Raw genomic sequence first — 20,519 nt, 5'->3', positions numbered from 1 at the left:
AGAAGAGATGATGAACGCACCGCTCAACATTGCCATGCCGGCCGAGGCGTCTGAGGCGCCAAAGGCCTATAAGCTGCTGATCGACGGCAGGCATATCGATGCCCGCGACGGCCGCAGCATCGAACGCGCCAGCCCTGGCCACGGTTTTGTCGTGTCCCGCTATGCGCAAGCGGGCGCAGCGGAAGTCGAGACGGCGGTGCAGGCCGCGCACAGGGCTTTCGAGACCGGCCCATGGCCGCGCATGAAGGCGTCGGAACGCGCGGCGGTTCTGCTGAAGACTGCCGACCTGATCGAGGCCCGGCTGGAGGAGATCGCCCGCCTCGACGCGCTGGAATCCGGCAAGCCGATCGCCCAGGCGCGCGGCGAGATCGGCGGCGCGATCGACATCTGGCGCTATGCCGCTTCGCTTGCCCGCACGCTGCATGGCGAAAGCTATGCCAATCTCGGCGATTCCATGCTGGGCGTGGTGCTGCGCGAGCCGATCGGCGTCGTCTCGATCATCACGCCCTGGAATTTTCCCTTCCTGATCGTCAGCCAGAAACTGCCTTTCGCGCTCGCCGCCGGCTGCACGGCGGTGGTGAAGCCAAGCGAGATGACGTCCGCTTCCACTTTCGTGCTCGGCGACATCCTGCTCGAAGCCGGATTGCCGGCCGGCGTCGTCAACATTCTCGCAGGCTACGGCGCCGATGTCGGCGCGCCGATGGTCGTGCATCCGCTGGTCGAGATGGTCTCCTTCACCGGCTCGACCCGTGTCGGCAAGACAACCATGGCAGCCGCTTCCGATTCCTTGAAGAAGGTCTCGATGGAACTCGGCGGCAAGAACGGCCAGATCGTCTTCCCCGACGCCGACCTCGAGGCCGCTGCGGATGCCGCGGTGTTCGGCGGCTTCTTCAACGCCGGCGAATGCTGCAATGCCGGCAGCCGCCTGATCGTGCATGAGGCGATCGCCGACGACTTCCTCAATATGGTGAAGGCGCTGTCCCAGAAGGTCCGCGTCGGCGATCCGCTCGACGACCGCACCAAGGTCGGCGCGATGATCTCGGCCGACCATATTGAAAAGGTAGTCGGCTATGTAACGGCGGCGAAAACCGATGGCGGCAGCGTTTTCACCGGCGGTGCACGGCTTGCATCCAATGCCGGCCAATATCTCGATCCGACCATCATCCGTAACGTCACGGAGGATATGGCGATTGCACGCGAGGAAGTGTTCGGACCGGTGCTGTCCGTGCTCACTTTTGAAACGATTGAAAAGGCATTGCACATTGCCAACAACACGCCCTATGGTCTGTCTGCAGGGGTATGGAGCGCCGACATGGACACGTGCATGTCGGTGGCGCGCGGTGTGCGTTCGGGGACGGTTTGGGTGAACACGTTCATGGAAGGTTACCCCGAGCTGCCTTTCGGGGGCTACAAGCAGTCCGGTCTCGGACGCGAACTCGGCAAACGCGCCGTCGAGGATTATACCGAGGAAAAGACTATTCAGTTTCATCGCGGCCAGCGCACCGGTTGGTGGGTCGGCTGAGTTGGGAGGCTCCGGCGGACACCCGCCGGTCATGTGCATGCAACAAGGGAGGTAGTACATGTTGCGCAAACTGCTTATCGGAACGGCTCTTGCGACGAGCTTTGCGTTCTCGGCGCATGCCGCGGACGTCAAGGAAGTCCAGATGCTGCATTGGTGGACGTCGGGCGGCGAAGCGGCTGCTCTGAACGTGCTGAAGCAGGATCTGGCCAAGGAAGGCTATGCCTGGAAGGACGTGCCGGTGGCCGGCGGCGGCGGCGACGCCGCCATGACCGCGCTGAAGGCGATGGTCGCGGCCGGCAACTACCCGACCGCCTCGCAGATGCTGGGCTACACCGTGCTCGACTATGCCGCCGCCGGCGTCATGGGCGATCTCACCGAGACCGCCAAGAAGGAAGGTTGGGACAAGTCGGTTCCGGCTGCCCTGCAGAAGTTCTCCGTCTATGACGGCAAGTGGGTTGCCGCTCCGGTCAACGTCCACTCCGTCAACTGGCTGTGGATCAACAAGGCGGTGATGGACAAGATCGGCGGCACCGAGCCGAAGACCTTCGACGACTTCGTGGCATTGCTCGACAAGGCCAAGGCCGCGGGCGTCATCCCGCTCGCGCTCGGCGGCCAGAACTGGCAGGAGGCGACCATGTTCGACTCTGTCGTGCTGTCGACCGGCGGGCCGGAGTTCTACAAGAAAGCGATGAACGACCTCGATGAGGAGTCGCTCAAGTCCGACACGATGAAGAAGTCGTTCGACAACCTCGCCAAGCTCGTCAAATATGTCGACCCGAACTTCTCGGGCCGCGACTGGAACCTCGCCACCGCCATGGTCATCAAGGGCGATGCGCTGGTTCAGGTCATGGGCGACTGGGCCAAGGGCGAGTTCCACGCAGCCAACAAGACCCCGGGCACAGACTTCCTTTGCTATCGCTTCCCGGGCACAGACGGCTCGGTGATCTACAACTCCGACATGTTCGGCATGTTCAACGTTCCGGAAGACCGCAAGGCTGCCCAGATCGCTCTGGCCACCGCCACTTTGTCGAAGAGCTTCCAGTCGGCCTTCAACGTGGTGAAGGGTTCTGTCCCGGCCCGCACCGACGTGCCGGACACCGACTTCGATGCTTGCGGCAAGAAGGGCATCGCCGACCTGAAGAAGGCTAATGAGGGCGGCACGCTGTTCGGCTCGCTGGCCCAGGGCTACGGCGCCCCGCCGGCCGTCGCCAACGCCTACAAGGATGTCGTGTCGAAATTCGTCCATGGCCAGATCAAGACCTCCGACGAGGCCGTGACCGAGCTGGTCAAGGCGATCGACGACGCCAAGTAAGGTTCGCTCGAAGCAACTCTCCCCCGCTACGGCGGGGGAGGTCTCCTGTCGACAAAAGGTGCGGGACAGACCCTGGCGCTTTTTCGCGCCGGGTGGGTTCCGACCAACCAGTACTGGATGAGCCGATGAGCACAGTTGCCGAAACCCAGATCAAGCTGACACCGGAGCACGACGCTCGTCCCGGCGCGACGGTCCGTTCGTGGCTGCAGGATCTGTTGCCGAAGATCGTGTTGGCGCCAAGCTTCGCGGCGACGATCGTCTTCGTCTATGGCTTCATCCTGTGGACGATCTACCTGTCCTTCACCAATTCCAAGACCTTCCCGTCCTACGACATAACCGGCGCCCGGGCCTATCAGCGGCTATGGCGCTGGACCTTCGAGAGCGACCCGCCTTCGAGCTGGTACACCTCGATCACCAATATGGGCATTTTCGGCTTCCTCTATATCCTGATCTGTCTGGCGCTCGGCCTGTTCCTGGCCATCCTGCTCGACCAGAAGATCCGCGGCGAAGGCGTGCTGCGGCCGATCTATCTCTACCCGATGGCGCTCTCCTTCATCGTCACCGGCGTCGCCTGGAAATGGTTCCTGGATCCCGGCCTCGGGCTGGAGCAGACACTGCATCAATGGGGCTGGACGAGCTTCCATTTCGACTGGATCAAGAATAAGGATTTCGTCATCTACACGGTGGTCATCGCCGGCGTCTGGCAGGCTTCCGGCTTCATCATGGCGATGTTCCTGGCCGGCCTTCGCGGCATCGACGGTGAGATCATGAAGGCGGCGCAGATCGACGGCGCTTCCACATTCCAGCTCTACCGCCGCATCGTCATCCCGCTGCTCAGGCCCGTCTTCCTGTCGGCCTTCATCGTGCTCGCGCACCTCGCCATCAAGTCCTATGACTTGGTCGTGGCGCTGACCAGCGGCGGGCCCGGCGGCTCGGCCTGGCTACCCTCCAACTTCATGTATGAGTTCACCTTCAAGCGCAACGAGATGGCGGTCGGGTCGGCCAGCGCGGTGATCATGCTGATGACCATCACCGCCATCATCGTTCCGTATCTTTATTCCGAGCTCAGGGAGAAGTCGCGATGAGCGCTGTCGCTTCACCCGCCGGCCAGGCCGCAAGCGGCGCCCGCGCCAGGACGCTCAACCGCATCGTCATCTACGGCTTGCTCGCGCTGTTCGCGATCTTCTATTTGATGCCGCTCTTCGTCATGCTGGTCACCTCGTTCAAGACGATGGACGAGATCCAGAACGGCAACATGCTGTCGCTGCCGCATGCGCCGACCTTCGCGCCATGGATAAAGGCGTGGAGCGAAGTCTGCTCGGGCCTGACCTGCGTCGGCATGAAGGGCTACTTCTGGAACTCCATCAAGATGGTCCTGCCGGCAGTGCTGATCTCGACGCTGCTCGGCGCGCTCAACGGCTATGTGCTGACCAAATGGCGCTTCCGCGGCCACACGCTGGTTTTCGCCATGATGCTGTTCGCCTGCTTCATCCCGTTCCAGTCGGTGCTGTTGCCGATGGCGACGATCCTCGGCAGCCTCGGCCGCTTCGGCGTCACCCTGCAGAACGCAACCGGGTTCAACTTCGGTCTCGGCAACTCGACCGTGAACCTGGTCTTCGTCCATGTGGTCTACGGCCTCGGCTTCACAACGCTGTTCTTCCGCAATTATTACGAGGCCTTTCCAACCGAGTTGGTGAAGGCGGCACAGGTCGACGGCGCGTCCTTCTTCCAGATATTTCGGCGCATCATGCTGCCCAATTCGCTGCCGATCATCGTCGTGACGGTGATCTACCAGTTCACCAACATATGGAACGACTTCCTGTTCGCCTCCGCCTATGCCGGCTCCGGCGACGTGATGCCGATGACGGTGGCGCTGAACAATGTCGTCAACACCTCGACCGGCGTGGTCGAATACAACGTCAACATGGCAGCGGCGATGATTGCCGCGCTCCCCACCCTGATCGTCTATGTCGTCGCCGGCCGCTATTTCGTGCGGGGGCTGATGGCCGGCGCGGTCAAGGGCTGACCACATTCGGAAGGAACGACCATGGCTTTTCTGGAAATTGATGGGCTGAAGAAGCGCTTCGGGAATGTCGAGATCCTGAAGGGCATCAATGTCGAGCTCGAAAAGGGTGGCTTCCTGGTGCTTGTCGGCCCTTCCGGCTGCGGCAAGTCCACGCTGCTCAACACCATCGCCGGGCTGGAGCAGATCACCGAGGGCGAGATCCGCGTCGACGGTCGCGCCATCAACGACCTGCATCCTTCGAAGCGTGATATCGCCATGGTGTTTCAGAGCTACGCGCTCTACCCCAACATGACGGTTGCCGGCAACATCGCCTTCGGCATGGAGATGCGCGGCGTGCCGGCGGCGGAACGCCAGGCGGCGATCGACAAGGTGGCGAAGATCCTGCAGATCGGCCATCTGCTCAACCGCAAGCCCAGTCAGCTTTCCGGCGGTCAGCGCCAACGCGTCGCCATGGGCCGGGCGCTGGTGCGCGACCCGAAACTCTTCCTCTTCGACGAGCCGCTCTCCAATCTCGACGCCAAGCTGCGCGTCGACATGCGCATCGAGATCAAGCGCCTGCATGCCACAACCGGCACGACGATCGTCTATGTCACGCATGACCAGATCGAAGCGATGACGCTGGCAACCAAGATCGCCGTGATGCGCGACGGCGAGGTGCAGCAGTTCGGCACGCCGGCCGAGATCTACAACAACCCGACCAACATCTTCGTCGCCGACTTCATGGGCTCGCCGGCGATGAACCTGATCCCGGCCAAGATCGACGCCAATGGCAGCGGGCTGTCGGTGGTGCTGGACCGCGAGGCGCGCCAGCCGATCGTGCTGCCGATGTCCGGCGCGCCCTCAGGTCTTGCGGCCTTCAAGGACAAGCCGGTGATCTTCGGCGTGCGCCCCGAAGCGCTGACCGACCCGGAAGGTGCGGAACGCAACGCTTCGAACATCGCCACGGCCGACTGCCATATCGAGGTGGTGGAGCCGGCGGGATCGGACACTTTCGCCGTCACCAATCTGGGCGGCAAGGGCGTGGTGGCGCGACTGAGGGCCGATGCGAATATCCAGCCTGGCACCAGCACGCCTTTGGCCTTCAACCTCAGCAAGGCGGTGTTCTTCGACCCGGCGACCGAGAAGCGCATCCTTTAAAAAGCTATGGCAAACCCGGATATCGTCATCATCGGCTCCGGCATCGGCGGCGCCACGATCGCCTCCGGCTTGGCCGGCAGCGGCGCCTCGATCCTGATCCTGGAGCGCGGCGAACCGCTGCCCGCGACGCCGCATGCGCGCTCGACGCGCTCCATCTTCATCGACGAGCACTACCGGCCGAAGGAGATGTGGCGCGAGGCCGGCGGCGCTGCCTTCAACCCAGGCAACTACTACTATGTCGGCGGCAATTCGAAGTTCTTCGGCGCGGTCCTGATCCGTTATCGCAAGGAGGATTTTTCCGAGCTCGAGCATTTCGGCGGCGTGTCGCCGGCCTGGCCGTTTTCCTATGACGAATTCGAGCCGTGGTATTCGAAGGCCGAGCAGCTTTTTCGCGTGCGCGGCACGCTGGGCGAAGACCCGACCGAGCCGTTCCATTCGATCCCCTATGCCTTCAAGCCGGTGCCGGACGAGCCGGCGATCGCCCGCGCCCGCGCCGAGCTGAAGAGCCTTGGACTGCACCCCGCTTCGCTGCCGCTCGGCGTCGACATCGAGGCCTGGCTGAAGGACGGCAGGACGGGCTGGGACGCCTTCCCGAACACCGGCCAGGGCAAGATCGACGCGCAGACCGGACCGCTGACGGCAGCGCTTGCCGACAAGAACATCCGGCTTGAGACCGGCGCGCATGTCGACTGGCTGGAAACCACGCCGGACGGCAAGACGATCGCGGTCATCCACTACACTCAGAACGGCGCGCAGAAGACGCTGTCGCCGAAGCTCGTCATCCTGTCGGCCGGCGCGATCAATTCGGCCGCCATCCTGCTGCGCTCGCCCTCCGCGACGGGCAAAGGCCTCGCCAACAGCTCCGACCAGGTCGGACGCAATTTCATGAACCACAATTCGAGCGCGATGCTGGCGATCGATCCGCGCCGCCGCAACGATAGCGTCTACCAGAAGACGCTGATGCTCAACGACTACTATCTGTCCGACGGCAAAGGCGGCAAGCCGCTCGGCAATGTGCAACTGCTCGGCAAGATCGACGGCAACATGCTGAAGGCCAATGTGAAGACGATGCCGAAATTCGTGCTCGACTTCATGGCCGGCCATGCCGTCGACTGGTACCTGATGTGCGAGGACCTGCCCGATCCTGAAAGCCGCATCATGGTCGAGGGCAAGGAGATCGTCATGCAGTGGCGGCGCTCCAACATGCAGTCATTGGATGGCCTGACCAAGGTCATGCGCGAGAACCTTCGGGCCTGCGGCTATCCGATCGTGCTGTCGCGGCCCTTCGACAAGCGCACCCCCTCGCATCAGTGCGGCACGGTGAAGATGGGCAACGACCCGGCGACGTCGCCGCTCGATCCTTTCTGCCGCGCCTGGGACCATCAAAACCTGTTCGTTGTCGACGCCGGCTTCCTGCCGACATCGGCCGCCGTCAATCCGGCGCTGTCGATCGCGGCGCAGGCGCTGCGCGTTGCTGACCACATCCGCAAGACGGAACTTGCCGCATGACCCGCCCGGCAGCCATCATCACCGGCGGCGCACGCGGCATCGGCCTCGCCTGCGCCGAGGCGCTGGCGGATGCCGGTTTCGACATTCTGATCGCTGATCTCGCTGAGAAGCCTGCGGCTAGACTTGCCGAAAACATCAATACGCGCGGCGCGAAATTCGCCTATGCCCAATGTGACATTGCCGACCTCGCTGGTCATTCGAGGCTGGTCGAAGCCGCAATCAACGCCTTCGGCCGCGTCGACTGCCTGGTCAACAATGCCGGCGTCGGCGCCGTGGTGCGCGGCGATCTGTTGGAGCTGAAGCCGCAGAATTTCGACCGCGCCTTGAACATCAATCTGCGCGGCACGGTGTTCCTCAGCCAGGCCGTCGCCAAGGCCATGCTTGCGGCACCCGCAAACGCCGTCCGATCGATCATCACCATCACTTCGGTGAGCGCCGCCATGGCTTCGCCGGAACGCGCCGACTACTGCATCTCCAAGGCCGGGCTTTCGATGTGGGTGAAGAACTTGGCGTTGCGGCTCGCACCCGAAAATATCGGCGTGTTCGAGGTCCGGCCGGGCATCATCCGCACTGATATGACGGCGGGCGTTTCCGCCAAATATGACGCGCTGATCGAGGAAGGCCTGGTGCCGGCAAAACGCTGGGGTGAGGCCGGCGACATCGGCGCCGTGGTGGCCGCGCTTGCCTCCGGAAAATTCGGCTTTTCGACAGGATCGGTCATCGATGTCGACGGCGCGCTCTCCGTGCCACGCTTGTGAGGAACAATGGCTGACTACATCATTGTTGGCGCCGGCCCGGCCGGCTGCGTTCTCGCCAACCGGCTGAGCGAGGATCCGGGCAATTCGGTCCTGCTTCTGGAGGCCGGCGGTAAGGACTGGCATCCGCTGATCCACATGCCGGCCGGCTTTGCCAAAATGACCAAGGGCATCGCCTCCTGGGGCTGGTCGACCGTGCCGCAGAAGCACATGAAGGATCGCGTCTTCTGGTACACGCAGGCCAAGGTGGTCGGCGGCGGCTCGTCGATCAACGCGCAGATCTACACGCGCGGCAATGCCCGCGACTACGACGCCTGGGAGAAGGAAGAGGGGCTGACCGGCTGGGGCTATCGCAACGTGCTGCCCTATTTCAAGCGCGCCGAAAACAACCAGCGTTTCGCCAACGACTATCACGGCGACCAAGGGCCGCTCGGCGTTTCGAACCCGATCTCGCCGCTGCCGATCTGCGAAGCCTATTTCCGCGCCGGCCAGGAAATGGGCATACCCTTTAACCCGGACTTCAATGGCGCGAGCCAGGAGGGCGTCGGCTACTATCAGCTGACCCAAAAGAATGCGCGGCGCTCATCGGCCTCCGTCGCTTATCTGAAGCCGATTGGCGCCCGCAAGAACCTGACGGTCAGGACCGACGTGCTCGTCACCCGCGTCGTCGTCGAGAAGGGCCGCGCCGTCGGCGTCGAGGTGGTCGACGGGCCGGGCGGGCAAAAGTCTATCCTGCGCGCCGAACGCGAAGTAATCGTGTCTTCGGGCGCGATCGGCTCGCCCAAGCTCCTCATGCAATCGGGCATCGGCCCGGCCGACCATCTGAAATCGGTCGGCGTCACGCCGTTGCATGACCTGCCCGGCGTTGGCTCCAACATGCAGGACCATCTCGACCTGTTCGTCATCGCCGAATGCACCGGTGACCACACCTATGACAATTACGCCAAGCTGCACCGCACGCTATGGGCCGGCTTGCAGTATCTTCTGCTCAAGAAGGGCCCCGTCGCCTCGAGCTTGTTCGAGACCGGCGGCTTTTGGTACGCCGACCCGACGGCCGCTTCGCCGGACATCCAGTTCCATCTCGGCCTCGGCTCCGGCATCGAGGCCGGCGTCGAGAAGCTGAAGAACCCGGGCGTGACGCTCAACTCCGCCTTCCTGCGCCCGCGCTCGCGCGGCACGGTGCGGCTGAAGAGCGCCGACCCGGCCGACCATCCGCTGATCGATCCGAACTACTGGTCGGACCCTTATGATCGCGACATGTCGATCAAGGGGCTCAGGCTGGCCCGCGAGATCATGCGGCAGAAGGCGCTGCAGCCCTATGTGCTGCGCGAGGTGCTGCCGGGTCCGAACCTCCAGAGCGACGCCGATCTCTTCGACTATGCCTGCCGCTCCTCGAAGACCGACCACCATCCCGTCGGCACCTGCCGCATGGGCCATGATGCGATGGCCGTGGTGACGCCGGATTTGAGGCTGCGTGGCATCGAAGGCCTGCGCGTCTGCGACGCTTCGGTGATGCCGCGCGTCCCCTCCTCCAACACCAATGCGCCGACGATCATGGTCGGTGAAAAAGGCGCCGACCTGATCCTCGGCCGCGAGCCGCTGCCGCCGGCCGTGTTCAAGGGCAACCAAGCGGCATGAGGCGGCAACGATGATACGGCATTGCGTCTTTGTTCACTTTCGCGACGACGTTCCTGAGACCGAACGCGCGGCAATCCACGCCGATCTCGAAGCGTTGCGCGCGGTCGTCGACGGCATGGGCAAGGTGCAGTTCAGCGCCAATGTCAGCCCGGAGCCGTTCGGGCGCGGCTTCGGCCACGGCTTCACCATCGATTTCCGCGATGCCGCCGCCCGGGATGCCTATCTGGCGCACAACGCGCATCAGCGCGCCGGCGCCCGTCTGGTCGCCACCCTCGAAGGCGGCACCGACGGGCTGATGGTCATCGATCTGGAGGTGACGCAAATGTGACCGCTCGCCGGCTCAAATCCGGCAGCCGTCCCGTTCTCTTTTGCCCGCCCTGGAACATATCGTTGCTTTCGGGGGATGCAAAAGGAGGACCGCCTTGAACCTCACCACCGAGCAGAAGAAAACCGTAATCGCATCGTTCCTCGGCTGGACGCTCGACGCTTTTGATTTCTTCCTTCTGACATTCCTGCTCACCGATATTGCCGCTGAGTTCCAGACCGACGTTCCGGCGGTCTCCAAAGCACTGTTCCTGACACTGGCGACGCGTTTCATCGGCGCGTTCTTCTTCGGCATGCTTGCCGACAGATACGGCCGCAAGCCCATCCTGATGCTCAACATCGTGAGCTATTCGGTGATCGGCGCTTTAGCCGCCTTCTCGCCCAACCTCGGAGTATTCCTGGCGCTACGCGCGCTGTTCGGCGTCGCCATGGGCGGCGAATGGGGCCTGGGCAGCTCGCTCGCCATGGAATCCATTCCGCCGAGCGCGCGCGGCACGGTCTCGGGCATCCTGCAATGCGGCTATCCGGCCGGCTATCTGCTGGCCGCGGTGGTCTACGGGCTGCTCTATGGGCAGAAGATCGGCGACTTCACCTTCGGCTGGCGCGCCATGTTCCTGCTCAGCTTCGTGCCGGCGCTGGTCGTGCTCTTCATCCGCTCGCATGTGCCGGAATCGCCGGCCTTCGTCGAAGGCCGCGCCCAGGCGCGGCCGGGCCTCCTCGAAACGCTGCAGAAGCACTGGGGCATTGCGCTCTATGCCGTGGTGCTGATGATGTTCTTCAACTTCTTCAGCCATGGCACGCAGGACCTGTATCCGACCTTCCTGAAGAAGCAGCACGGCTTCGACACGCACACGGTGAGTTGGATCACCATCGTCGCCAATATCGGCGCCATCGTCGGCGGCCTCGCCTTCGGCGCGCTGTCGGAAAGGATCGGCCGCATCAACGCCATCACGCTGGCTTGCGTGATCGCCCTGCCGGCAATTCCGCTCTGGGCCTACACGACCACGCCCTTCATGCTGGCGATCGGCGCTTTTATCATGCAGGTGGCGGTGCAGGGCGCCTGGGGCGTCATTCCGGTGCATCTCAACGAGCTGTCGCCAGGCTCGGTGCGGGCGACCTTGCCCGGCTTCATCTATCAGGCCGGCAATCTGGCGGCCTCCTATGGCGGCCCATACCAGGCCGGTATCGCCGAAGCGCCGGGAGGCAGCTATGGCTATGCGCTGGCCCTGTTTGCCGGCGTGGTCGCCGTCTGCATCATCGTCGTCATCCGCTTCAGTCCGGAAAAGCGTGGCCAGGTGATGACCGTGCTCGGCTGACGTTTCCGCTCTATCCCATCCTGAGCGCCGCGACACCGGCAACGATGCCGAGCGCCGCGGCTGCGCGCCAGACGGTCATCTTCTCGCCCAGCGCCAGCACGGAGATCAGCATGGCGAACAGGATCGAGGTCTCGCGCAGCGACGCGATCGAGGCGATCGGCGCCTTGGTCATCGCCCACATCACGATCCAATAGGCCGCGCCGCTGAGAACGCCGGTGAACAACCCGGCTTTCCAGTCGCGCGCCAGCACCGGAAGCGACTGCGGCCCGCGAAAGAAGATGCACAGCACAAGCGCCCACGTCGCATCGCAGACGAACAGCCAGGCGGCGTAGCTTTGCGCGGTTGCCGCGAGCCGCGCGCCGCTGCCGTCGGAGAGTGTGTAGCTGGCGATGAAGATCGAGGTGCCGAGCGCGAAGCCGACCGCGCGCAGGTTGAGCTTCTCCAGATGCGCCCCGCCGCGGAACGACATGACCAGCGTGCCGGCCGACAAAAGCACGATGCCGAGCATGGCGAACGGCGCCGGGACCTCGCCGACCACGACGATGCCGCCGAGTGCCGAGAGCAGCGGCGCGGTGCCGCGCGCCAGCGGATAAGTCTGGGCGAAATCGCCCGCCTTGTAGGCGCCGATCAGGAAGGTCCGGTAACCCATGTGGAAGATCACCGAAGCGATGATGTAGGGCCAGACTTCGGCCTTTGGCACCTCGACGAAGGGCACCGCGAACAGCGCCGCAAAGCCCATGCCGAGCGTCATCAGTGTGATCGACAGGAAGCGGTCGAGATGCACCTTGACCAGCGCATTCCAGATCGCATGCATGGCCGCCGCCGAGAGCACCGCCAGGAAGACGAACAGCGTCATCCCCGCCTCACCTGCCCGCCAGGTCTGAGGCGATGCCCGGCGTTTCCAGATCGATATCCACCCTAAGCGGGAAATGGTCGGACGCCACCTCGCCGACAGCGGCGCTGACCGAACGCACACGCCCGGCCAGCATGCCACCGACGAAGCAATGATCGAGCCGTCGTTTCGCCAGCCTGCCATCGATGGTCTTTTCGTGCGTATGGAAGTCCGGCCCGGACTGGCTTGCGACGGCCGCGGCATCGACGAAGCCATCGACATAGGCAGCCCCCCGATGATAGGGCGTATTGCCGACGATGCGCCGGTATTCGGCGCTGCCCGGCTCCATGTTGAAGTCGCCCAGCCAGATCGCCGCCAGCGGGTTTTCCGGTTCCGGCTGGCCGTTCGCCCAGTCGCGCTGCGGCTCGTCGTCGACACCGCTCCAGGGCCCGCCGTCGGCCGGCGCGCGGCGATGCTCGGCAAGCAGACAGTCGATCTGCTCCAGCCGCTCTTCGGCCGCGATATGCGCCAGATGCAAGGAAAGCACCCGCACCGGTCCCGCCGGCGTCCGGATCATGCACTCCAGCGCCGCATTGCGGGTGTTGAGAGGCCTCAGCGTTCGCCGCAGCGGCAACGTGTGCAGCCGCGACCAGACGATCGGCAGCTTCGACAGCACCATCGTGCCGAACTGCCGCCTGCGGTTGACGATGCGGCCGCCGCGCTTCTCGCTGGCATCCATGTCGAAGGCGGGGCCGTAGGCCCAGTAATAGTCAGGCAGCAAGCTGGACAGGATCTCGGGCTGGTCGTCCTCATTGGTGCGACGCCAATGCCGCTCCACCTCCTGCAACGCGATGATGTCGGCGCCCTCCACCAGCCTGGTGCAGCGGCTGAGATCGTAGCGCCCGTCGCTGCCGTAGCCGTACTGGATGTTGTAGCTGATCAGTTTCATTGATTAACCGGCTTACTTCCGATGATCGCAGTAGCGCAATTCCAGGAAAAGTGTGAGCGGTTTTCCGCCAGGAATTGCTAATAGGTCGTCAGAGGCTGGAAGCTTCCGGCAGGCGACGCCGCCAGTTCCGACCAGTCGATCTCCTCTTCCAGCCGGTGATAGGCCTCGTCGCCGATCGTGCCGTTGCTGCGCAGTTCCTCCAGCGTGTCGCGCTGCCGTTTGATGGCGTAAAGGCGCAACCGGTCGTATTCCGTCGCGGCTTGCGCGTCGTCGGGATTTTCGGCGATCCGGCGTTGCGCCTCATATTGTTCGCGCACGACCGCGGCGGCGGACGAGGTTTTGCGGCTCAGCACGTCGAGCGCGGCCTGCATGATCGCCACCCGCGCCTCAGCCACCTCGCGGTCAATCGAAGTATCGCGCGGAAAATTGAGCCAGCGCAGCAGAGCCTTCAGGCTCATGCCCTGCAGCACCAGCGTGCCGAGCACGACCGCGAAAGCGGCAAGCACGATCGGGTCACGCCCGGGAAAGCCGGCCGGCAAGGCAACGGCGGCGACCAGCGTCACCAGCCCGCGCATGCCGCACCAGCCGACAAGCACGGCGCCGGCGAACGTCGGCGCATCCTGCTTTTTTTCCTCGCTGTCGTTGCGGGCAAACCATCGGATGACTGCGACGTATCCCGCCACCCAGACGAGGCGTGCCACGATAACGACGGAAAAAACTGTCGCGGCGAAGAGAAAGGCCTCGCCTTGCCCATCGCCGGCAAGCCGGCCGATGATCGACCGGGCCTGCAAGCCCATCAGCACGAACGCCAGCACGTTGAGCACGAACACTGCCGATTCCCAGACCGAATAGGCGCTGACGCGGCGTCTCGCCGACATCCGGCGTGGCCCGGTGCGCGCGATGGTGATGGCATAGACGACGATGGTGATGATGGCGGAAAGGCCGAGCCTGTCCGCAATGATCCAGACAGCAAAGGTTCCGGCGAACTGCACCACGGTGCTGCTTGCCGCATCCTCGATGCGCGTCAGCGTGAGCAGCGACGCCCGGCCGAACAGGTAGCCCCCCACGACGCTGCCGACCGTTGCAAGCAGGATAACGGGCACCGCGTCTTTGAGCATGAGCGTGCCGACCGCTGCCGAAACCGATATCCGGTAGATCAACAACGCCGTGGCATCGTTGAGCAGGCTCTCGCCCTGCAGGATGGCTGTAATGCGGTGCGGCACCTTGAACTGGCTGAGCACGGCGCTTGCCGCCACCGCGTCCGGCGGCGCGACGATGGCGCCGAGTGCTATCGCCGCCGCGATCGGCAGGCCGGCCATCTTCCAGCCGACAAAGGCAACCACCACGGTGGTGAAGACGACCGCGCCAAGCGCCAGCAGGGCAAGCGACAGCCGGTACCGCTTCAGGTCGCGCAGCGAGGTGTCATAGGCGGCGTCGAGAAGCACCGGCGCGATAAACAGCGCAAGCGCCAGTTCCGGATCGATCTCGATCACCGGCGCGCCCGGCACGAAGGCAAGTCCAACTCCGGCAAGCGCCAGCAGCGAGGGGTAAGGCACCTCCAGCCATCGCGATACCGCCGTCAGCGCGACGGCGATCAGCAGCAGAATCAGGGTAAGTTCGAACAGCGCCATGGCTCATCGTAGCGGCGAAGCGCGAAGCTTGTCAGCACCCTGAGACCGGATACTGTTGATTATCCGGCAAACCCGCGCCGCCTCATAGGGGTGCTCGCAGGACATACCGATGACGGCCGTATATCACAGAGAACCGTCTGGCATGTCTTATCGGCATCAGGACGGGCCAGAGCCGTCAATGCAAAACCAGCATGTCGCCCGACGAGAAGGAGATGTCCGCCTTGTCGCCCACGGCAGGGGGCGGTGTCGCCGAGTTGTTGAACGTATCGAGCGATACCGTGTTGCCGCCGATGCCGACGCGCACGCGGATGACGGAACCGAGGAAATGCACTTCGGCGATCTCGCCCGACAGGCTGGTGTCATGGCCGGGCTGGCGCCCCAGCGAGATGGCTTCGGGCCGCAGCGCCAGCGAAAGCGTGTCGCCGGACTTCGAGCCGTTGAGCTTGCCCTTGAGCGACACTTCCTGGGCGTTGACTTGCACCTTGCCAGACGCGGCGTCGGTGACCTTGCCCTCCAGCACGTTCAGCGTGCCGACGAAATTGGCGACGAATTTGGTTGCCGGCCGGTTGTAGATCTCGAACGGCGTGCCGACCTGCTCGGCCTTGCCGCCATACATCACCGCGATGCGGTCCGAGATCGACAGCGCCTCTTCCTGGTCATGCGTGACGAAGATGGTGGTGATGCCGAGCTTCTTCTGGATCGAGCGGATTTCCTCGCGCAGCGACACGCGCACTTTGGCGTCGAGCGCCGACAGCGGCTCGTCGAGCAAAAGCAGTTTGGGTTTGGGGGCAATCGCCCGCGCGAGCGCGATGCGCTGCTGCTGGCCGCCGGAAAGCTGATAGGGATAGCGGTCGGCCATCTGCGGCAGCTTGATCATGTCGAGCATCTCGGCGACCCGCCTGTCGGCATCCGGCTTGGGCATGCCGGCCACTTTGAGACCGAAGGCGATGTTCTGCCCCACCGTCAGGTTCGGGAACAGGGCATAGGCCTGGAACACCATGCCGACATTGCGCTGGTTGGGCTTCAGCTTGGTGATGTCCTTGCCGCCGACCACGATCTTGCCGGCCGAAGGCTCCTCGAAACCGGCGACCATGCGCAGCACCGTGGTTTTGCCGCAGCCGGACGGGCCAAGGAAGGAGACGAACTCACCCGGCGCGACATCGAGATTGAAGTCCTCCACCACTGTAGTGGCGCCGAAGGATTTTCGTACATGCTGGATGGAGAGGAACGGCTCGGCCATGGCTTTTTTTCTTTCGGTGCTTTTCGCTCAGTTGGGGCGGTTCGCCGATCTTGGCGCGAAACGCGACAGAATCTGGATCAGGGACATGCAGCCCCAGGTTATCGCGAAGGCGATGATGGACAGCGCGGCCGGTTCGTAGGCGCGATTGGCCACAAGGTTCTGCAGGTACGGACCGAAGGCAGGGCGATTGAGCAGACTGGCCATGGTGAATTCGCCAATGACGATGGCGAAGGTGAGGAACGCGCCCGACAACACTGCGATCAGCACATTGGGCAGAATAACCCGGGTGATGATCGTACCCCAGCCTGCCCCCAGAATCTGCGCGGCCTCCGTCAGCGTGCGTACGTCGATGGTGCGAAGACCGGTGTCCACGGCCCGGTACATATAGGGCAGCGCGAGCGCCGCGTAGCCGATGACCAGCAGCGCATTCGCTCCCAAATTCGACCCGAGAAACGGCAGCGGCGAATTCGAGCCATACATTCTGATATAGCCGAAAACGATGACGATGGCTGGGATAACCAACGGCAACAAGGTGATGAACTCGACCACTGGGCGCAGTTGGGGCAGGCGCAGCCGGATCCAATAGGCGGTTGGCACCACGATCAGCACACCCAGGAGAATCGTGAAGATGGCGACGACCACGGAAAATATGAAGGTCGCCTGGAACTGGCTGTCGCCCAGCACGACCTTGTACGCATCGAAGGAATAGACACCGCGCCGCATGCGCAGCGAGAACTCGACTGTCGCGATCAGCGGTATGAAGAAATAGGCCGCGCCTAGGATGAAGACGACCCAGGCCCAGAACTTGCCGGCCTTCATTTGAGCCACCTCTCCGAGCGGGTCCGGAACCAGATGTAGAAGATGTTGGCAAGCCCGGTGATGAAGATCATGCCGAAGGCGATCGCATAGCCGAGATGCGCATTGTGCAGCACATCGCCCCGGATCTGCGCATAGAGCAGGATCGGAACGATGTTGAGCGACGAGCCGGTCAGCGCATAGGCGGTTGCGATTGCTCCGAACGCATTGGCGAAGAGCAGGATGACGGTGCCCAGGAAGCTCGGCCAAAGCACCGGAATGACCACCATGCGCCAATATTGCGCCTGGGTGGCGCCGAGCGTGGCGGCGGCCTCGCCCCATTCCCGTTTCAGCCCATCGATCGCCGGCACGATGATGACCACCATCAGCGGAATCTGGAAATAGACATAGGTGATCGTCAGACCCCAGAACGATAGCAGGTTGAAGCCATGCGCGTAGAGGTTCAGGCCGACCAGCGTGTTGAGCAAGACAGTGACGAGACCGAGCCGCCCAAGCGTCGCGATGAAAGCAAACGCGAGCGGCACGCCCGCGAAATTGGATGCGACGCCCGAGAAGGTCAGTGTCGCTGAACGTATCCAGTCGGGCAGCCCGCCACGCACGATGGCGATGGCGACGGCAAGGCCTGCGAAGGCACCGATCAGTGACGACGCCAGGCTGACCTTTATCGAGATCCAATAAGCGGCAACGATGTTGGCCGAAAAGAGCGCGACGATGTTCGCGAAGGTGAATTCGCCTGCCTCGTTCTGGAAAGCGCCCAGCATCAGATAGAGCGTGGGCAGGATCAGGAACATCACGGCGAAGATGAAGAAAGGCGTGACGCCAAGCCACTGCGTCGGCAGCCTCAGGCTCCGAGCCTCGGCCGGCGGCGCGGTCTTTCCCGCAATGGCCTTGTTGGAGAGCGAGAGATCGGTCATGCGCCGGTTACCGTTCTGAAAATAAGCCGGGCGGCCAGGGCCGCCCGGTCGATATCACCCCTGTTACTTCACATTGGCGCCGACGACGGCGTCCCAATTCTTGGTGATGGTTTCCTTGGCCTTGCCCTGCTCGTCGAGCGTCGGGAACACGGCGGAAGCGTAAGACTCCGCCGGCGGCAGCTTCGCCAGCACGTCCGCCGGAATCTTGCCGTTCTTGGCGAGATCGTTGAAGCGGATCGGATGGCAGTAGCCCTTCAGCCAGCCGATCTGGCCTTCATCGGAATAGAGATATTCCATCCACAACTTGGCGGCGTTCGGATGCGGCGCAAAGGCGCTGATCGCCTGCACATAGACGCCGGCGACGACGCCGGTCTTCGGCACAATGACGTCGACGGGCGGGTTGCCCTTCAGCGTGTCGCGGCCCGAAAGCGCGTTGTAGTCCCAAGTGACGAGAATCGGCGTCTGGCCCTGGGCGAGTGTCGCCGTCTTGCCGATGACCGGCACGAAATTGCCGGCCGCATTAAGCTTCTTGAAGTATTCGAGGCCGGCGGTGCCCGCTGCTTCACCAGCGGCGGCGCCACTGGAAAGGCCGGCAGCATAAACGGCCTGAATGGCCTGGTTCGAAGCACGCGGATCGCCGGCAAGGGCGACCGAGTTGGCGAATTCCGGCTTCTGCAGGTCAGCCCAGTCGGTCGGCGATTCCTTGACCAGATCCTTGTTCACCTCGAAGGCGAGCACGCCGTAATAGTCACCGTACCAGGCGCCATCGGCATCCTTGGCGCTGTCCGGGATCGAGTCCCAGGTCGACACCTTGTAGGGCATCAGCAGGCCGTCTTTCTTGGCGGTCGGGCCGAAGGACAGGCCGACGTCGATAACGTCAGGCGCCTGCGGGCCCTTGTTGTCCTTGTTGGCCTTGATCGCCTCGACCTCGTCGCCGGAACCAGCGTCCGGGTTGAGTTCGTTGATGGTGATTCCCGGATACTTAGCCTTGAAACCTTCGATCACTGCCCCGTAGCCACACCAGTCATGCGGAAGCGCGATGGTGGTGAGCTGGCCTTCAGCCTTCGCGGCCTTGACGAGATCGTCCAGCGAATCCGCGGACGAAATCACCGTCGACGCAAAGAGCGCCGCGGCCGAGAGGGAAAGCACTTTCCCCGTGAACTTGAACATGTGTTCTCTCCGTTGAACTGGCGCGTTTAAGCGCCTGCGATGCGGGTATCGTTTTCGTGTGACAGCCCGATGAAGGCTTTTTGAAACCGGAGCCCCGCGGCCAAAAAAGTTAACTCTTTTTAACGGACCGTAGCAATTAGCCCGCGCTTAATTTTCCGGCTAATGGTTAGCTGCCTTGATTTTGCCCCCTCTCCCTTTCCTAGAGTGTTCCCTTATTTGACTTTTTGGTATTGAAAGCCGGCTCTCAGATGGAGCCGGCGATCGCATTTTCGAGCAGCGTCAGCGCCGCTTTCTTGGTGAGCTTCACCGGATTGCCGGCCGCCGTCGGATCGACCACCGCCATGTCGGCGATCAGCGCCTTGCGCTTCTTGTCCATGTCGAGCCCCTTGATCAGGCCCGGCAGCGCGTGCGGCACCTTGAGGTCCTTGCGCAGCTTGATGACTGCCTTGGCGAAACCATCGAAGCCGCCCTTGATGCCGCAAAAGGCGGCGAGCCTGGCGATACGGTCCTCGATCGCCTCGCGATTGAAGGCCAGCACATAGGGCATGAACACAGCATTGGTCATGCCGTGATGGGTGTCGTAGAGCGCGCCGATCGGATGCGACAGCGAATGGATGGCGCCCAGCCCCTTCTGGAAGGCGGCGGCGCCCATGGCGGCGGCGCTTATCATATGGGCGCGGGCGACCAGGTCCTTGCCGTTAGCAAAGGCCTTGGGCAGGTTCTCGAACACCAGACGGATGCCTTCCACCGCGATGCCGTCGGCCATCGGGTGGTAGCCCGGCGCGCAATAGGCCTCCAGGCAATGCGCAAGCGCGTCCATGCCGGTGCCGGCGGTGATGAAGGCTGGCATGCCGACCGACAGCTCCGGATCGGCAATGACGATCGCCGGCAGAAGCTTCGGATGGAAGATGACCTTCTTGGTGTGGGTCTCCTCATTGGTGATGACGCCGGCGCGGCCGACCTCGGAGCCGGTTCCTGCCGTGGTCGGCACCGCGATGATCGGCGCGATCGCATCGGAATTGGCCCTGGTCCACCAGTCACCGATGTCCTCGAAATCCCACACGGGCCGCGTCTGTCCGGCCTGGAAGGCGATCAGCTTGCCGAGATCGAGCGCCGAGCCGCCGCCGAAGGCGATGACGCCGTCATGCTTGCCCTTCTTGAACACGGCGATGCCGGCGGTGAGGTTGGACTCGACCGGGTTCGGCTTCACATCCGAAAACACGCCATAGGGAACCTTGGCTTCGTCGAGGATCTTCAGCGTCGAGGCGACGACCGGCAGCTTCGCCAGGCCCGGATCGGTGACGAAGAGCGGACGCTTGATGCCGGCCGCCGCCAGCACGTCCGGCAATTCCTTAATGCGGCCGGCGCCGAAACGGACGGTCGTGGGATAGTTCCATTTGGAGATGAGCTTGGACATTTTTGTCTTTC

At 63.3% G+C, this 20,519-nt stretch carries 18 protein-coding genes; 10 read left to right on the top strand and 8 right to left on the bottom strand.

What is annotated here, in order from left to right; genetic code table 11:
* Positions 1-10: 10 nt before the first annotated feature.
* The 10 genes from LB553_RS13995 (at position 11) to LB553_RS13950 (ending at position 11,539) form a co-directional block, all read left to right on the top strand.
* Positions 11-1,522 (top strand): aldehyde dehydrogenase family protein, encoded by a 1,512-nt coding sequence (locus tag LB553_RS13995; protein ID WP_224514045.1) that lies wholly within the window; start codon positions 11-13, stop codon positions 1,520-1,522.
* Positions 1,523-1,580: 58 nt separating this feature from the next.
* Positions 1,581-2,834, top strand: a complete 1,254-nt coding sequence (locus LB553_RS13990) for an ABC transporter substrate-binding protein (RefSeq protein WP_224514022.1) — start codon at positions 1,581-1,583, stop codon at positions 2,832-2,834.
* 125 nt (positions 2,835-2,959) lie between these two features.
* Entirely contained in the window at positions 2,960-3,919 is a 960-nt protein-coding gene (locus LB553_RS13985; RefSeq protein ID WP_224514021.1) for a carbohydrate ABC transporter permease, read from the top strand.
* Positions 3,916-4,860, top strand: a complete 945-nt coding sequence (locus LB553_RS13980; protein ID WP_224514020.1) for a carbohydrate ABC transporter permease — start codon at positions 3,916-3,918, stop codon at positions 4,858-4,860. The genes LB553_RS13985 and LB553_RS13980 overlap by 4 nt, the downstream gene beginning before the upstream one ends.
* A gap of 21 nt (positions 4,861-4,881) precedes the next feature.
* Positions 4,882-5,997 carry an ABC transporter ATP-binding protein gene (locus LB553_RS13975; RefSeq protein ID WP_224514019.1) on the top strand — a complete coding sequence of 372 codons (1,116 nt, stop codon included), beginning with the start codon at positions 4,882-4,884 and terminating at the stop codon, positions 5,995-5,997.
* A gap of 6 nt (positions 5,998-6,003) precedes the next feature.
* Complete coding sequence (locus LB553_RS13970) at positions 6,004-7,506, top strand: FAD-dependent oxidoreductase (protein ID WP_224514018.1); 1,503 nt, start codon at positions 6,004-6,006, stop codon at positions 7,504-7,506.
* Positions 7,503-8,264 (top strand): 3-ketoacyl-ACP reductase, encoded by a 762-nt coding sequence (locus LB553_RS13965; protein WP_224514017.1) that lies wholly within the window; start codon positions 7,503-7,505, stop codon positions 8,262-8,264. The genes LB553_RS13970 and LB553_RS13965 overlap by 4 nt, the downstream gene beginning before the upstream one ends.
* 6 nt (positions 8,265-8,270) lie before the next feature.
* Positions 8,271-9,899 (top strand): GMC family oxidoreductase, encoded by a 1,629-nt coding sequence (locus LB553_RS13960; protein WP_224514015.1) that lies wholly within the window; start codon positions 8,271-8,273, stop codon positions 9,897-9,899.
* A gap of 10 nt (positions 9,900-9,909) precedes the next feature.
* Entirely contained in the window at positions 9,910-10,227 is a 318-nt protein-coding gene (locus LB553_RS13955; RefSeq protein ID WP_224514013.1) for a Dabb family protein, read from the top strand.
* 94 nt (positions 10,228-10,321) lie between these two features.
* Positions 10,322-11,539, top strand: a complete 1,218-nt coding sequence (locus LB553_RS13950) for an MFS transporter (RefSeq protein ID WP_224514012.1) — start codon at positions 10,322-10,324, stop codon at positions 11,537-11,539.
* Positions 11,540-11,549: 10 nt separating this feature from the next.
* Here LB553_RS13950 and LB553_RS13945 read toward each other — a convergent pair whose 3' ends face one another.
* From LB553_RS13945 to LB553_RS13910, 8 genes are all read right to left on the bottom strand, one after another.
* Entirely contained in the window at positions 11,550-12,395 is an 846-nt protein-coding gene (locus LB553_RS13945; protein WP_224514011.1) for an EamA family transporter, read from the bottom strand.
* Positions 12,396-12,402: 7 nt separating this feature from the next.
* Positions 12,403-13,320, bottom strand: coding sequence for an endonuclease/exonuclease/phosphatase family protein (locus LB553_RS13940; protein ID WP_224514010.1), 918 nt, complete (start codon positions 13,318-13,320; stop codon positions 12,403-12,405).
* 77 nt (positions 13,321-13,397) lie between these two features.
* The gene (locus LB553_RS13935) at positions 13,398-14,951 is read right to left on the bottom strand and encodes a cation:proton antiporter (protein WP_224514009.1); all 1,554 of its coding nucleotides are present in this window, start codon (positions 14,949-14,951) and stop codon (positions 13,398-13,400) included.
* Positions 14,952-15,126: 175 nt separating this feature from the next.
* Positions 15,127-16,191: an ABC transporter ATP-binding protein gene (locus LB553_RS13930; RefSeq protein ID WP_224514008.1), complete on the bottom strand. Its 1,065-nt coding sequence runs from the start codon at positions 16,189-16,191 to the stop codon at positions 15,127-15,129.
* 27 nt (positions 16,192-16,218) lie between these two features.
* Positions 16,219-17,010, bottom strand: a complete 792-nt coding sequence (locus LB553_RS13925; protein WP_224514007.1) for an ABC transporter permease — start codon at positions 17,008-17,010, stop codon at positions 16,219-16,221.
* Positions 17,007-17,921, bottom strand: coding sequence for an ABC transporter permease (locus LB553_RS13920; RefSeq protein WP_224514006.1), 915 nt, complete (start codon positions 17,919-17,921; stop codon positions 17,007-17,009). Before LB553_RS13920 ends, LB553_RS13925 begins: the two co-directional genes overlap by 4 nt.
* 63 nt (positions 17,922-17,984) lie before the next feature.
* Positions 17,985-19,091 (bottom strand): ABC transporter substrate-binding protein, encoded by a 1,107-nt coding sequence (locus LB553_RS13915; protein WP_224514005.1) that lies wholly within the window; start codon positions 19,089-19,091, stop codon positions 17,985-17,987.
* A gap of 244 nt (positions 19,092-19,335) precedes the next feature.
* A complete protein-coding gene (locus tag LB553_RS13910) occupies positions 19,336-20,508 on the bottom strand; it encodes an iron-containing alcohol dehydrogenase (RefSeq protein ID WP_224514004.1) in 1,173 nt (390 codons plus the stop codon).
* Between the last annotated feature and the right edge of the window lie 11 nt (positions 20,509-20,519).

Source organism: Mesorhizobium sp. CA8, from assembly GCF_020164955.1.
Lineage (GTDB): Bacteria > Pseudomonadota > Alphaproteobacteria > Rhizobiales > Rhizobiaceae > Mesorhizobium.
This window is presented reverse-complemented; position numbering and strand designations above follow the sequence as displayed.

What these genes read in the sequence shown, in the direction of transcription:
- LB553_RS13995 (WP_224514045.1), top strand. Translation starts at nt 11, where the DNA reads ATGAACGCACCGCTCAACATTGCCATGCCGGCCGAGGCGTCTGAGGCG.
- LB553_RS13990 (WP_224514022.1), top strand. Translation starts at nt 1,581, where the DNA reads ATGTTGCGCAAACTGCTTATCGGAACGGCTCTTGCGACGAGCTTTGCG.
- LB553_RS13985 (WP_224514021.1), top strand. Translation starts at nt 2,960, where the DNA reads ATGAGCACAGTTGCCGAAACCCAGATCAAGCTGACACCGGAGCACGAC.
- LB553_RS13980 (WP_224514020.1), top strand. Translation starts at nt 3,916, where the DNA reads ATGAGCGCTGTCGCTTCACCCGCCGGCCAGGCCGCAAGCGGCGCCCGC.
- LB553_RS13975 (WP_224514019.1), top strand. Translation starts at nt 4,882, where the DNA reads ATGGCTTTTCTGGAAATTGATGGGCTGAAGAAGCGCTTCGGGAATGTC.
- LB553_RS13970 (WP_224514018.1), top strand. Translation starts at nt 6,004, where the DNA reads ATGGCAAACCCGGATATCGTCATCATCGGCTCCGGCATCGGCGGCGCC.
- LB553_RS13965 (WP_224514017.1), top strand. Translation starts at nt 7,503, where the DNA reads ATGACCCGCCCGGCAGCCATCATCACCGGCGGCGCACGCGGCATCGGC.
- LB553_RS13960 (WP_224514015.1), top strand. Translation starts at nt 8,271, where the DNA reads ATGGCTGACTACATCATTGTTGGCGCCGGCCCGGCCGGCTGCGTTCTC.
- LB553_RS13955 (WP_224514013.1), top strand. Translation starts at nt 9,910, where the DNA reads ATGATACGGCATTGCGTCTTTGTTCACTTTCGCGACGACGTTCCTGAG.
- LB553_RS13945 (WP_224514011.1), bottom strand. Translation starts at nt 12,395, where the DNA reads ATGACGCTGTTCGTCTTCCTGGCGGTGCTCTCGGCGGCGGCCATGCAT.
- LB553_RS13940 (WP_224514010.1), bottom strand. Translation starts at nt 13,320, where the DNA reads ATGAAACTGATCAGCTACAACATCCAGTACGGCTACGGCAGCGACGGG.
- LB553_RS13935 (WP_224514009.1), bottom strand. Translation starts at nt 14,951, where the DNA reads ATGGCGCTGTTCGAACTTACCCTGATTCTGCTGCTGATCGCCGTCGCG.
- LB553_RS13930 (WP_224514008.1), bottom strand. Translation starts at nt 16,191, where the DNA reads ATGGCCGAGCCGTTCCTCTCCATCCAGCATGTACGAAAATCCTTCGGC.
- LB553_RS13925 (WP_224514007.1), bottom strand. Translation starts at nt 17,010, where the DNA reads ATGAAGGCCGGCAAGTTCTGGGCCTGGGTCGTCTTCATCCTAGGCGCG.
- LB553_RS13920 (WP_224514006.1), bottom strand. Translation starts at nt 17,921, where the DNA reads ATGACCGATCTCTCGCTCTCCAACAAGGCCATTGCGGGAAAGACCGCG.
- LB553_RS13915 (WP_224514005.1), bottom strand. Translation starts at nt 19,091, where the DNA reads ATGTTCAAGTTCACGGGGAAAGTGCTTTCCCTCTCGGCCGCGGCGCTC.
- LB553_RS13910 (WP_224514004.1), bottom strand. Translation starts at nt 20,508, where the DNA reads ATGTCCAAGCTCATCTCCAAATGGAACTATCCCACGACCGTCCGTTTC.